Source organism: Burkholderia sp. S-53, assembly GCF_025560745.1.
Taxonomy (GTDB): Bacteria; Pseudomonadota; Gammaproteobacteria; order Burkholderiales; family Burkholderiaceae; genus Burkholderia; species Burkholderia pyrrocinia.
The window spans coordinates 3,112,059-3,124,782 of sequence record NZ_CP090484.1 but is presented as its reverse complement, the minus strand read 5'-3'; the positions used below and the strand labels follow the sequence as shown (position 1 = coordinate 3,124,782).

Below are 12,724 nucleotides of genomic sequence, written 5' to 3'. Positions count from 1 at the left end.
GTACGGGAGAGCCGCCATGATTGACGTATTCCAGACCATCGGCAGCCGCGCGTTCTCCGCTCATCTGGCGAAGGACGGGATGGTGACGCTGATGGAACAGCGCCATGAAGTCGACCGCGTGACGCTCGCGACCGCCTATGCCGCGCTCGTCGAGGAGTCCGAGCAGGAAGCCGACCTGCTCGACGCGACGGTCGAAGGAATGATGCGCGCGCTGATCCAGGGGTACGCGCGCAGCCATTGACGGGGCGGCCGCGCATCCGGTGCGCGGCCGGTTGCCCGTCCGGGTGCCGCGACGAAGCCGGCGTGCCGGCTCCCGCGCCGAACCGCCGGCCCGCGCGCAGTTGCCCGTAGTCGGCCTGCGTGAAGATCCCCGGCAGGTTCGATACGGCGCCGTTGCTGTTGCGGTCGAGCTGCGTCAGGAACGCTTCGACGTCGTCGCGGCAGGCAAACAGGATCGCGCTGAAGCAGCGTTCGCGCTCGGCGTCGTCGCGCAGCACACATACCGCGTCGGGCTCGACCGGAAACTCGCGGTAGAACGACGCGTGCCCGCTGTCGATGTCGATCCGGTGCAGCAAGCGGCCGTCGCGTTCGATCACGACCGGCGCGTACGGGTCGCGGCTGACGAGCGTGGTGTCGATCCGAATCTCCTCGTCCCTTCCGTCGAAGCCGGCACGGTAACATGCGTGCTCCGGCGGCCTGCCGTGGCGAGATCGCATGGCCGTGGCATCCACGCGTGCGCCGGCCCGGTTCCGTCACCGGCCGGAAACGCCGTATCGCCATAGAGGAAACGCACTGAAACGGCGCAATGTGCAAATTTTTCGATTGCCGCCGCCCGCGCCGCATGACAGCATTCGGGGCGTCGTCAACCGAAAAAGAATGCCGTGCCGTCCGGCCGCCGATGCTGTCCGGCGGCGCCGAACAGGCAGCCCCTTCCATGAACCCGGCCCACCTCCAACACTACGAACCGACCGGAGAATTCCGCTTGTGAACATCGGCATCGTCAACGACCTCCCGCTTGCCGTCGAGGCGATGCGCCGCGCGATCGCGCGTCGGCCCGAGCACCGCGTGCTGTGGGTCGCGACCGACGGCGCGCAGGCCGTCGAACTGTGCGCCACGCAGCCGCCCGACGTCGTGCTGATGGACCTGATCATGCCGAAATTCGACGGGATCGAAGCCACGCGGCGGATCATGCGATCCGAACGACCGTGCGCGATCCTGATCGTGACGAGCTGCATCGGCGCGAACGCATGGCGCGTGTACGAGGCAATGGGCGCCGGTGCGCTCGACGCGGTCGACACGCCGCGGCTCGGCGACGGCGCGGCCGGCGACACGACCCGACTGCTGCTCGCGAAGATCGACCAGATCGGCCGCCTGCTCGATGCGCCGGGCGGCTCGCGCGTCGCCGACACGGCCCCCCGCACCGGCGGCGGCCCGCTGATCGCGATCGGCGCATCGGCCGGCGGCCCCGGCGCGCTCGCGTCGATCCTCGGCGGCCTGCCGGCCGATTTCAACGCGCCGATCGTGATCGTGCAGCACGTCGACCGCGCGTTCGCCGAAGGCATGGCGCAATGGCTCGACGGCCAGACGCCGCTCGCCGTGCGCGTCGCCCGCGAAGGCGACCGCCCGCAGCCGGGCGTCGCGCTGCTCGCCGCGACCGACGATCACCTGCGCATCACACGCTCCGGCACGCTCGAATACACGCGCGAGCCGGCCGCCACGCCGTATCGGCCGTCGGTCGACGTGTTCTTCAACAGCCTGACCGAGCACTGGCCCGGCCGCGCGATCGGCGTGCTGCTCACGGGAATGGGGCGCGACGGCGCGATCGGCCTGAAGTCGCTGCGGATGAAGGGCTGCCATACGATCGCGCAGGACGAGGCGACGAGCGCCGTGTACGGCATGCCGAAAGCGGCCGCAACGCTCGGCGCGGCGCGCGCGATCCTGCCGCTCGGACGCATCGCGGGCGAGCTGGCGGCGCTCGCGCGGATCTGATCCCGACGATGAACACGCGCGACACCCATGCCTGCCCTTGCAACAGCCTGCTTCAATCATGACTAGCGACCTGACCCGCCCGCCGGGCGGCCCGTACACGCCGGCCGCCGACGTGCCGGCAATGGTGTTGCTGGTCGACGACCAGACGATCGTCGCGGAAGCCGTACGGCGCGCGCTCGTCGACGAGGAAGGTATCGACTTCCACTACTGCCCGCGCTCGGACGACGCGATGGCCACCGCGATCGAGACGCGGCCGACCGTGATCCTGCAGGACCTCGTGATGCCCGGCACCGACGGGTTGAGCCTCGTGAAGGCGTACCGCGCGAATCCGGCGACGCGCGACGTGCCGATCATCGTGCTGTCGACGCAGGAAGAGCCCGTGATCAAGAGCGCCGCGTTCGCGACCGGCGCGAACGACTACCTCGTGAAGCTGCCCGACCGCATCGAGCTCGTCGCGCGCATTCGCTATCACTCGCGCTCGTACATGAACCTGCTGCAGCGCGACGAGGCCTATCGCGCGCTGCGGCAATCGCAGCAGCAACTGCTCGAGGCCAATCTCGAACTGCGGCGCCTCACGCACTCGGACGGGCTGACCGGGCTGTCGAACCGCCGTTATCTCGACGAATACCTGGCCGCCGAATGGCGGCGCGGTACGCGCGAGCGCAGCGAGCTGTCGATGCTGATGATCGACGTCGACAATTTCAAGCTGTACAACGACACGTACGGGCACGTGTCCGGCGACAGCGTGCTCAAGCAGATCGCGTCGACCATCGAGCGCTGTCTCGGGCAGTCCGGCGATCTCGCCGCGCGCTTCGGCGGCGAGGAATTCGCGGTCGTGATGCCGGCCACGTCGCCGGGCGCCGCACGGCTGCTCGGCGAGAAGATCCGTCTCGCGGTCGAGGCGCTCCGGCTGCGGCACGCGCATTCGTCGACGGGCGACACCGTGACGATCAGCATCGGCGGCGCGAGCATCGTGCCGGCGCCCGGCCTGCCGACGACCGTGCTGATCGAGGCGGCCGACCGCGCGCTCTATCGCGCGAAACACGAAGGCAAGAACCGCGTCGAGATCGATGCGGCGCCGCCGCCCGGCGCCTCAGGGTTCGGCGCGCCGCGCGACGACTAGCGCCGGCTCCCGCCGACAACGGGCCCTGGCCCGCGCGTCGCGCTCACACGGCGCCGAGCCGGCGCGCGTAGTCGCTCGGGTCGAGCGGCCGGCTGAACAGGTAGCCCTGCTGCATGTCGCAGCCGATCTGCTGCAGGAACCACGATTGCGCATGCGTCTCGACGCCTTCGGCCGTGACCTTCATCCCGAGCGAATGCGCCATCGCGACGACGGCCTGCGTGATCGCGACCGAGTCGTGATGATCGGGCACGCCCGACACGAACGAACGGTCGACCTTCAGGTTGTGCAGCGGAAAGCGCTTCAGGTACGCGAGCGACGAATAGCCGGTGCCGAAATCGTCGACCGAGATCCGCACGTTCATGTCCGTGAGCGCTTCGAGCATCGGCAGCACGGTGTCCGTGTCGTTCATCAGCAGTCCTTCGGTAATCTCGAGTTCGAGCGCGGACGGATCGAGCCGCGTTTGCGCGAGACAGCGGCCGACCGATTCGACGAGCCCTTCGTGGAACTGCCGCGGCGACAGGTTGACGGCCACCATCAGGTCGGGCGCGATCGTGCGGCGCCATTCGGCCGCCTGCCGGCACGCGGTTTCGAGCACCCACTGGCCGATCGCGACGATCAGCCCCGTATCTTCGGCGATCGGAATGAATTCCGACGGCGACATCGGCCCGAGTTCGGGGCTCGTCCAGCGCAGCAGCGCCTCGGCGCCGACCGTGCGGCCGCTGCGCGCATCGACGACGGGCTGGTACGCGAGCCGCAGCATGTCCGACGCGAGTGCGCGCCGCAGCGACTGCTCGACCGCGAAGCGGCGCTGCAGCCGCAGGTTGAGCTGCGCAGTGAAGAACGTGAAGTGATTGCGGCCGCGCTGCTTCGCGTCGTACATCGCCGAATCGGCATTGCGCATCAGCGTGACCGCGTCGTCGCCGTCGCGCGGCGCGACGCTGATGCCGATCGACACGCCGAGCCAGTACTCGTTGTTCGCGATCGCGAACGGCTTCGCGATCGCATCGATCACCTCGCGCGCGAGCGCCGCGAGACGGTCGGGATCGTCGCAGTCGTCGACGAGGATCACGAACTCGTCGCCACCGACGCGCGTGAGCGCATGTTGGCTGCCCACGCAGCCCGCGAGCCGCGATGCGACGCTGCGCAGCAGCGCGTCGCCGGCGTCGTGGCCGGCCGTGTCGTTGACCTTCTTGAAGCCGACGAGATCGATGAACAGGATCGCGACGCGCGCGGGCCCGGCCGCCGCATCGTGCCTGCCGAACAGCTCGCGCATCCGCTCGGCGAGCCAGCGACGGTTGTAGAGGCCCGTCAGCGCATCGCGCGTCGCCAGGTAGCGCAACTGCTGCTGCGCCTCGCGCACCGGCCCGATGTTGTTGAACGACACGAGCACGGAGTCGGCCTGCGTTTCGCCCGGCTTCACGATCGGCACCGCGTTGCCGCGCACCCAGATGATGTCGCCGTCCGCCAGGCCGAAGCCGACCGTGTAGTCGAGCAGCGGCGTGGCCGTCTCGAGCGCGAGCCGGCTCGGCCATTCGTCCGGCGCGATCGGCGTGCCGTCCTCGCGCAGCTTGCGCAGGATCACCGTCGACAGCCGGCGGCCGACGAGGTCGCCCTTCACGCGCATCATCCGGTTCGCGCTCGGGTTGCTCGCGACCACGACGCCGTCGCGCGACACGACGAGGATCCCCTCGTTCAGGCTGTTGACGACGAGCCGGTGATGTTCCTCGCTGCGCGCGAGCTGCCGCACCATCCGGTCCTGGTGAACCGCGAGGCCGACGCTGTTGCCGATATCGCGCAACAGCGCGGTTTCCTCGTCGCTCGGCCGGCGCGGCGTGCGGTGATAGACGGCGAACGCGCCGAGCACGGCGCCTGCCTCGTCGAGGAACGGCACCGACCAGCACGCGCGCAGGCCCAGCGGCAACGCGACGGAACGGTAGTCGGCCCACAGCGGATCGGTTTCGATGTCCTCGACGGCAATCATCCGGCGCTCGTACATCGCCGTGCCGCACGAGCCCGCGGCGGGCCCGATCGAAGCGCCGTCGATCGCGGCGCTGTACTGCGCGGGCAGCGACGGCGCCGCGCCGACACGCACGTGCACGCCGTCCGTATCGAGCAGCAGGATCGTGCACGACGCGCCGTCGCCGAGCAAAGTCTCGGCGCGCCGGCAGACTTCGATCAACAGTTCCGGCAGCGGTGTGTTGCGCGTGATCAGCCTCAGCACGCTCTGCTCGGACGCGAGCACTTCCGCCGCGAGCCCGAGGCTGTAACGAGAACTTTGCGGTTCGGTATTCAAGTTGAATCCTGCCGTCTGTCCGATCGGGTCTGATGCGCCCGATTCGTTTTCGATCCTTCGTGCCGTTTTCGCTCCGGGTTTACGCCGATGCCCGGTGCGCCCCGAGTTCGCGCCGCGCCAAGGCGCGCCGAAATGTATTTAACACCAATCCGTGACAACCCGCACATCCGCATTCATCAGGGCTTACGCGCGGTTGCCGCGCCGCTCGCGTGCCGGTCAGCTTGCCGAAAGACTTGCGCGCCGTGAGACGGCCTCGGGCACCGCCATGCGCGCCGTCGAAATCGGTTCGTCAGATTGTGGCGGCGCCCTGCGTTGCGCGTTGCTGTGGCCGCGCCGCGGCCTTCAGCGCATCGAGCGCGGCCTCGACCGACAGCCTGCAACGCGCCGAACGCGCCGCGCCGCCCGTCAATCCTTGCGGATGTGTTCGGCGAGGAAGTCGATCAGCAGGCGCACGCGCGGCAGCAGCCCGCGCCGCGATGGAAACACCGCGTGCACCACGCCGCCCTTCGGCGCCCACCCGGGCAGCACGTCGACCAGCGTGCCGTTGCGCAGGTCGTCCTCGACGACCATGCACGGCAACTGCACGATGCCGACGCCGTGAATCGCCGCATCGCGCAGCGCGTGCATGTCGTCGGTAATGAAGCGCGGATGATGGCGCAACTGCGCGTGCTCGCCGTTCGGCCCGACCAGTTGCCACACGTGATGCCGCGCGGGCCCCCAGTCGAGGCTCGGCGCGCCGGCCAGCTCGGCCGGGTCCGACGGCGCAGCGCGCCCGTCCAGCCATTGCGGCGCGGCCACCAGCCGCTGCGGGCTGTCGCCGAGGACGCGCATCACGAGATCGCTGTCCTCCAGCGGCGGAAAGCGCACGCGCAGCGCAAGGTCGGACCCTTCGCTCAGCGGGTCGACACGGCGGTTCGTCGCCTCGAGATGCACGTGCACCTGCGGATGAATTGCCATGAAGCGCGCGACCAGTTCGCTCACGCGATACTCGAGCAGCGCGGTCGGGCAGCTCACGCGGACGATGCCGCGCGGCTCCGCGTGCCGGCGCTCGATCACCTCGCGCGCGGCGTCGGCCTCGACCAGCACGGCGAGACAGCGCTCGTAGAATTCGCGCCCGGTTTCCGTGACCGTGAAATGACGCGTCGTGCGCTGCAGCAGCCGCACGTCGTACTTCGCCTCCAGCGCCGCGATACGCCGGCTCAACGTCGATTTCGGGACATCCAGCGCGCGCCCGGCCTGCGTGAACCCGCCATGCTCGACCACTTTCACGAAATAGTAGAGGTCGTTCAGGTCATCCATGATTGTTCCACTCATAGAACACTGACGGCATTTTAAGAGACTGGAACGCCGGTTGTTGCAGGAATAGCATTGTTTTTCGACGTGGATCGATGTTGTCGCGGTGGCCCGAATCGTTTCATCCGGCTCCGCCGGCAGCCCGCCCGATTCACCGAGCGTGGCATTCCCCCTCACTTCCTGCACTGACTCTGGAGGCAACCATGGCAAGCGAACCGATTCGCGATCCCGCGAACGACCACCTGCTCACCCCGCAGAACGCGGCGTTCATCGTCATCGATTACCAGCCGGTCCAGGTGAACTCCATCGCGTCGATGGATCGCCAGTTGCTGATCAACAACATCGTCGGCGCGTCGAAGGCGGCCGTCACGTACGGCCTGCCGATCGTCCACTCGACCGTCAACGTGAAGACGGGCCTGAACAAGCCGCCGATCCCGCAGCTGCGCGCGGCGCTCGAAGGCTATCCGACCTACGACCGCACGAGCATCAACTCGTGGGAAGACGTCGAATTCCGCAAGGCCGTCGAGGCAACCGGCCGCAAGAAACTGATCATGACGGCGCTGTGGACCGAAGCGTGCCTGACGTTCCCCGCGCTCGACGCGCTGAAGGCCGGCTACGAGGTGTACGTGGTCGTCGATGCGGTCGGCGGCACGTCGGTCGCCGCGCACGAAGCCGCGCTGCGCCGCATCGAGCAGGCCGGCGGGCAGATGATCAGCGTCGCGCAACTGTTCTGCGAACTGCAGCGAGACTGGGCGCGCAGCGCCACCGTGCCGGCGTTCATCAACCTGTTCATCGAAACCGGCGGCACGGCCGGCATCCAGTTCTCGTACGACAGGAGCTGACCGAGGCCCGGCGCGCGCGGCCGCGGGTGTGTTCCCGCCGGCGGCGCGCGCCCATGCCTTGCCGGTTTCATCCGTTCCGGCGGCACCCCGGACGGCATCGCGGCCGGCCAAGCCGCGTTTTCGTATCCGTGATTCAATGTCGATCGAACCGGCGTCGCGCATTCCGGCGGCACGGTGATGTGCCTCCTCATCGAACGACTTTCACGGGATCACCATGACGAATCCTGCCGAAATCAAGGCGCTCGTTTTCGATGTGTTCGGAACGATCGTCGACTGGAGAAGCGGCGTCGCGCGCGGCGCCGCCGCGTTCCTGGATCGCTACGCGCCGGCGCTCGATCCGTTCGAGTTCGCCGATGCGTGGCGCGCCGAATATTCGCCGTCGATGGAAGAAATCCGCAGCGGGCGCCGCCGCTACGTGCGGCTCGACGTGCTGCATCGCGAGAACCTCGTCCGCACGCTCGACCGCTACGGGATCGTCGACGCGCCCGACGCGGACATCGATGCGCTCAACCTCGCGTGGCACAGCCTCGACCCGTGGCCCGACGCCGTCGCCGCGCTGCACCGGCTGAAGCGGCGCTTCATCATCGCGCCGCTGTCGAACGGCAACATCCGGCTGATGATCGACGTCGCGAAACGCGCGGGGCTGCCGTGGGACGCGATTCTCGGCGCGGAAGTCGTCCGCGCGTACAAGCCGTCGCCGCAGGTGTACAGCGACACGGTCGAGATTCTCGGCGTCGCGCCGGCCGAGCTGTGCCTGGTCGCGGCGCACAACGGCGATCTCGCCGCCGCACGCCGGCTCGGGCTGTCGACCGCGTTCGTGCTGCGGCCGACCGAACACGGGCCCGGCCAGACGACCGACCTGAAAGCGGACGAAGCGTGGGACTTCGACGTCAGGGACCTGAACGAACTCGCGGATCGGCTCGACTGCCCGGCTTGAGCGCCGCATCGGCCGATGATTGCGCGAACCGCGCAATCCGGCCGGCCGCAAGCCGCATTGCACGCGTCACACGGTTGCGCAACGGCCGGGGCCGGCGGCACGGCCCCATGGGCCACTGGTAGACTCTGCGTCCATCGTCATTCCGTTTCGCCTGCGCGCATGTCATCTCCCCTGCATCTGGTCGAAGGCAAACTGACCGCGCTGCGCTTCCTCGAACGCCCGGATCAGGACAGTTCCGAAGCCCACCTGTTGCAGCCGGTCGACCCGGAAGCCCGGAAGCGCTCGCTCGGCTACTGGTTCACGCACAACGTGGTGCCGATCATGGCCGCGTTGACGGGCAACGGCGCCGCGGCCAATGCGCTGGTTTTTCAGCAAGGCAACGAGGACAGCATCCTTGCCAAACTGAACGCCGACGCCGACAAGGTCGAGCATCCGGCAACGTGGTCGTATGCGAATATCCGCGACAGCAAGACCTTCGCATCGCAGAACGCCTACGTGACCGTCGGCAAGAACGGCAGGATTCTCCTGGCCAAACTCCCGGTGGAAATCGAAATCGGCGGGAACACGTATCGTGGATTTCTGGGCGGGCAATGCTTCGAGGTCGGCGACGAAGTCGTGGCCGTCATCGATCGACAGGGTCGCCTGTTTGCGCTGTCGTCTCCCGACAGGCGCTATCTGGTCATGGATTATGCGTGCGGAGAGACCGGGCTGGCCGGCATGACGCACAGCCTCTGGCTGGCGTGGAAATGGTTGTTCATCGGCATGAACTGCCTGCTGATCCCGATGATGCTCCTGGTGCTCTGGACCGGCGACGGCGGGTTTTCCGACCTCGAACTCGATCTGTTCATGCTGCTGGGCGGGCCGCTGATGGTGGGTACGCTACTGGCGCTGATCATCGGCGTGCGGCTCTCGTGGTCCGACTGGCTGCCGGCGTGGCGCACGTCGAGCATCCTGAATGCGCTCGGCCGCCAGGATCTGTGCACGCGCGATTTCGGCGTCGCACGCGAGGAAGCCGAACGCACGGGGCAAATGCGCGACACCGATATCGGGCAAATCTATTACGCGTAGGCGCTAGGCCCCGGGCGCCCGTTCCGTCGCGACGGCACGCCCCTTCGCCGCAATCGCGAGGCGCCGCCAGTTGCGCGCCGCATACCGGTGGGCCTGCTGCAATGCGAGCCATAAGCCGATCTGCCGAACCGGCCGGAACCCGCCGCGCGCACGGAACACGGTGCGCCGCTCGACACGCGTCCTGCCCTCTTCGATCGGCGTAAGCGTGAATTCGTCTTCGAGCAGCTCGACCCAATCCCGGCACCAGACCGTCGACGACACCATCCGGTAACGCAGCCGGCGATTCTCGTCGAGCACGAGTATCCGCTGGTCGATCGTGCCGCGATCGGTCGTGCACTGCCGCGTATTGCCGACGGCCGGCGTGCCTTCGAGCACGCGGCAACTGACCGGCTTCGGCACGCCGACGCGGAACAGCAACGGCCGCGTGTCGTCCATCCTCGCATGGAGGAAATGCGGCCATACATGCTCGGGCCGGCAATCGAACGTCCATTGCGAATGAATTTCCACGACACTCTCCTGGCGGCTGCCGGTGCGGACATGACGCGATGATAGCCCTCGCGCCCGCCTTGTGCCGCGCGAGCACCGCTGCCGCGATCGCCGCGCGAATCGCCGCCGCTTCGGTCACCCGCTATGCCGGCTCGCCGACGAATTTCAACGTCCCCGATTCGCCCGTCAGCAATTCCCGGTTCGCATCCGCCGCCGCGCGCAGGTAATCCCACAGCGCGGTCACGCGCCGCAGCTTGCGCAGATCCTCGCGGCAGGTCAGCCAGAAGCACCGCGTGACGACCACGTCGTCCGGCAGCACCGGCACCAGCGCCGGCTGCGTGGCCGCCATGAAGCACGGCAGGATCGCGAGCCCGCCGCCCTGCAGCGCCGCGAAATACTGCGCGATCACGCTCGTCGTGCGCAGCCCGGCCGTCGCGCCCGGCACCGCGCGGTCCAGGTACAGCAGTTCGCTGCTGAACGCGAGATCGTCGACATAGCTGATGAACGCGTGCCGCGCGAGATCGTCGGTACACGCGATCGGCGCGTGGTTCGCGAGATAGTCGCGCGTCGCGTAGAGCCGCAACTGGTAGTCGCACAGCTTCGTGAACACGTAAGGCCCGCGCTCGGGCCGCTCGAGCGTGATCGCCAGGTCGGCCTCGCGCTTCGGCAGGTTGACGAAATGCGGGACCGGCAGCAGGTCGACCGTCACATGCGGATGCGCGGCGCGAAACTGCGCGAGCTGCGGCGCCAGGAAAAAGCAGCCGAACCCTTCGGTCGACCCGATCCGCACGTGGCCCGACAGCGCCTCGCCGGTATTCGCGACCTGGTCGCACGCGGACTGCACGGTCGTCTCCATCGCGTCGGCATACGCGACGAGCCGCTGCCCTTCGGCCGTCAGCGTGAAGCCGCCGGAGCGCGACTTGTCGAACAGCAGCGTGCCCATCGCGGCCTCGAGCGCGCGGACGCGCCGCGCGACGGTCGTGTAGTCGACCCCGAGCCGCTTCGCGGCGCCGCTCGCGCGCTGCGTGCGCGCGACTTCGAGGAAGAAACGCAGGTCGTCCCAGTTCAGGTTGCCGGAAACCGGCTCGGTGGCATGTCGCATCGGCGAGGAAAAAAGGGCTGGAGTCTCCGGGCCGGCCGTCGATATGCATAAATGCACATCCAACCGGCTTCTTTATCGGTACATGATGAATCTGCGCATAACTATACTCGACCGTGACCTGCGGACCACGAGCCGCGGCACCCACCACGGAGACACCATGCAGACGCGATCCACCCTCGATGAGCATGCGACAGTCGCGACGCCGGCACCCGCCCGCACCGCGAAGCACTACCTGCTGGCCGGCTGGGCCAGCATGGCCGGCACGACGATCGAGTGGTACGACTTCTTCCTCTACGGCACGGCCGCCGCGCTCGTGTTCAACCGGATCTTCTTCCCGTCGCTGGACCCCGTCGTCGGCACGCTCGCCGCGTTCGGCACGTTCGCGGTCGGCTTCATCGGGCGGCCGATGGGCGGCATCGTGTTCGGCCACTTCGGCGACCGGATCGGCCGCAAGTCGATGCTGATGATCACGCTGCTGCTGATGGGCGTGCCGAGCATGATCATCGGGCTGATCCCGTCGTACGACAGCATCGGCTACTGGGCGGCCGCGCTGCTGATCGCGATGCGCTTCCTGCAGGGGATGGCCGTCGGCGGCGAATGGGGCGGCGCGGTGCTGATGGCCGTCGAGCATGCGCCGAAGGGCCGCAAGGGGCTGTTCGGCAGCCTGCCGCAAACGGGCGTCGGGCTCGGCCTGATCCTGTCGTCGGTCGCGATGGCCGCGGTGGCCGCGCTGCCGGAAGCCGACATGCTGTCGTGGGGCTGGCGCGTGCCGTTCCTCGCGAGCATCGCGCTCGTCGGCCTCGGCTGGTTCATCCGCGCGAAGGTGCCCGAGTCGCCCGACTTCGAGAAGATGCAGCGCCAGGGCAAGGCCGAGAAGTCGCCGGTGACGGCTGCGCTGCGCCGCCATCCGCGCGAAGTGCTGACCATCGTCGGCGCACGCGCCGCCGAGAACACGTGGTTCTACATGGTCGTCACGTTCGCGCTCGCTTACGCGACGCAGCAGCTTCACCTGCCGAAGGCCGAGATGCTGCACGCGATCACGGCCGGCGCCGCGCTGTCGCTCGTCACGATGCCGCTGTGCGGCCACCTGAGCGACCGCATCGGCCAGCGCCGGATGTTCGCGATCGGCCTCGTGCTGATGTGCGCGTTCGCCGCGCCGTTCTTCATGATGCTCGGCACGCATCAGACGTCATACGCATGGTGGGCGATCGTGCTCGGCCTCGGCGTCGTGTTCCCGATCCTCTATGCGCCGGAATCGCTGCTGTTCGCGCAGCAGTTCCCGGCGGAAATCCGCTACAGCGGCATCTCGCTGTCGGTGCAGCTCGCCGGCGTGATCGGCGGCGGCTTCGCGCCGATGATCGCGACGTCGCTGCTCAAGGCCGGCGGCGGCCAGCCGCATTACGTGATCGCGTACCTCGTCGGCTTCGGCGTGTTCGCGCTCGTGTGTACCGCATTGATGCGGCCGCCGCGCGCCTGAGCGCGCCAGCCGGTATCCGATCGATTTCAGTTCGTCCTGCTGTTCGCCATGCCTGCACGGGCGGTGGACGCAGGCTCCCTTTTTCATCGCAACACCGCTTCCATCCCGGAGAGT

At 68.2% G+C, this 12,724-nt stretch carries 12 protein-coding genes; 8 read left to right on the top strand and 4 right to left on the bottom strand.

All coding sequences use genetic code 11. The features are described 5' to 3' along the window. Nucleotides 1–16: 16 nt before the first annotated feature. The 4 genes from LXM88_RS36085 (at nucleotide 17) to LXM88_RS36070 (ending at nucleotide 3,112) form a co-directional block, all read left to right on the top strand. The gene (locus tag LXM88_RS36085; protein ID WP_039357299.1) at nucleotides 17–241 is read left to right on the top strand and encodes a hypothetical protein; all 225 of its coding nucleotides are present in this window, start codon (nucleotides 17–19) and stop codon (nucleotides 239–241) included. A gap of 100 nt (nucleotides 242–341) precedes the next feature. Next, the gene (locus LXM88_RS36080) at nucleotides 342–782 is read left to right on the top strand and encodes a hypothetical protein (protein ID WP_262544240.1); all 441 of its coding nucleotides are present in this window, start codon (nucleotides 342–344) and stop codon (nucleotides 780–782) included. 202 nt (nucleotides 783–984) lie between these two features. Further along, a complete protein-coding gene (locus tag LXM88_RS36075; protein WP_262544239.1) occupies nucleotides 985–1,989 on the top strand; it encodes a chemotaxis response regulator protein-glutamate methylesterase in 1,005 nt (334 codons plus the stop codon). A gap of 58 nt (nucleotides 1,990–2,047) precedes the next feature. After that, nucleotides 2,048–3,112: a diguanylate cyclase gene (locus LXM88_RS36070; protein WP_262544238.1), complete on the top strand. Its 1,065-nt coding sequence runs from the start codon at nucleotides 2,048–2,050 to the stop codon at nucleotides 3,110–3,112. A 43-nt stretch (nucleotides 3,113–3,155) separates the two neighbouring features. Here LXM88_RS36070 and LXM88_RS36065 read toward each other — a convergent pair whose 3' ends face one another. Together LXM88_RS36065 and LXM88_RS36060 are read right to left on the bottom strand one after the other, a co-directional pair. Continuing rightward, entirely contained in the window at nucleotides 3,156–5,405 is a 2,250-nt protein-coding gene (locus LXM88_RS36065) for a putative bifunctional diguanylate cyclase/phosphodiesterase (protein WP_262544237.1), read from the bottom strand. A gap of 405 nt (nucleotides 5,406–5,810) precedes the next feature. After that, a complete protein-coding gene (locus LXM88_RS36060) occupies nucleotides 5,811–6,704 on the bottom strand; it encodes a LysR substrate-binding domain-containing protein (RefSeq protein WP_262544236.1) in 894 nt (297 codons plus the stop codon). Between the two features lie 197 nt (nucleotides 6,705–6,901). Between LXM88_RS36060 and LXM88_RS36055 the strand changes: the two genes are divergently transcribed. From LXM88_RS36055 to LXM88_RS36045, 3 genes are all read left to right on the top strand, one after another. Next, complete coding sequence (locus LXM88_RS36055; protein ID WP_262544235.1) at nucleotides 6,902–7,540, top strand: hydrolase; 639 nt, start codon at nucleotides 6,902–6,904, stop codon at nucleotides 7,538–7,540. Between the two features lie 214 nt (nucleotides 7,541–7,754). Next, nucleotides 7,755–8,477 (top strand): haloacid dehalogenase type II, encoded by a 723-nt coding sequence (locus LXM88_RS36050; RefSeq protein WP_262544234.1) that lies wholly within the window; start codon nucleotides 7,755–7,757, stop codon nucleotides 8,475–8,477. Nucleotides 8,478–8,534: 57 nt separating this feature from the next. Continuing rightward, nucleotides 8,535–9,545, top strand: a complete 1,011-nt coding sequence (locus LXM88_RS36045; RefSeq protein ID WP_262544233.1) for a hypothetical protein — start codon at nucleotides 8,535–8,537, stop codon at nucleotides 9,543–9,545. Nucleotides 9,546–9,548: 3 nt separating this feature from the next. On the opposite strand, the gene LXM88_RS36040 is transcribed toward LXM88_RS36045, so the two are convergent. Both LXM88_RS36040 and LXM88_RS36035 read right to left on the bottom strand, forming a co-directional pair. Continuing rightward, nucleotides 9,549–10,052, bottom strand: a complete 504-nt coding sequence (locus LXM88_RS36040) for a hypothetical protein (protein WP_262544232.1) — start codon at nucleotides 10,050–10,052, stop codon at nucleotides 9,549–9,551. Nucleotides 10,053–10,173: 121 nt separating this feature from the next. Then, complete coding sequence (locus tag LXM88_RS36035; protein ID WP_262544231.1) at nucleotides 10,174–11,133, bottom strand: LysR family transcriptional regulator; 960 nt, start codon at nucleotides 11,131–11,133, stop codon at nucleotides 10,174–10,176. A 157-nt stretch (nucleotides 11,134–11,290) separates the two neighbouring features. Between LXM88_RS36035 and LXM88_RS36030 the strand changes: the two genes are divergently transcribed. Beyond that, entirely contained in the window at nucleotides 11,291–12,610 is a 1,320-nt protein-coding gene (locus tag LXM88_RS36030; protein WP_262544230.1) for an MFS transporter, read from the top strand. Nucleotides 12,611–12,724: the final 114 nt, after the last annotated feature.

Excerpts from the sequence above, each read along its gene's own strand:
- LXM88_RS36030 (WP_262544230.1), top strand. The coding sequence starts at position 11,291 with ATGCAGACGCGATCCACCCTCGATGAGCATGCGACAGTCGCGACGCCG.
- LXM88_RS36070 (WP_262544238.1), top strand. The coding sequence starts at position 2,048 with ATGACTAGCGACCTGACCCGCCCGCCGGGCGGCCCGTACACGCCGGCC.
- LXM88_RS36055 (WP_262544235.1), top strand. The coding sequence starts at position 6,902 with ATGGCAAGCGAACCGATTCGCGATCCCGCGAACGACCACCTGCTCACC.
- LXM88_RS36050 (WP_262544234.1), top strand. The coding sequence starts at position 7,755 with ATGACGAATCCTGCCGAAATCAAGGCGCTCGTTTTCGATGTGTTCGGA.
- LXM88_RS36085 (WP_039357299.1), top strand. The coding sequence starts at position 17 with ATGATTGACGTATTCCAGACCATCGGCAGCCGCGCGTTCTCCGCTCAT.
- LXM88_RS36035 (WP_262544231.1), bottom strand. The coding sequence starts at position 11,133 with ATGCGACATGCCACCGAGCCGGTTTCCGGCAACCTGAACTGGGACGAC.
- LXM88_RS36060 (WP_262544236.1), bottom strand. The coding sequence starts at position 6,704 with ATGGATGACCTGAACGACCTCTACTATTTCGTGAAAGTGGTCGAGCAT.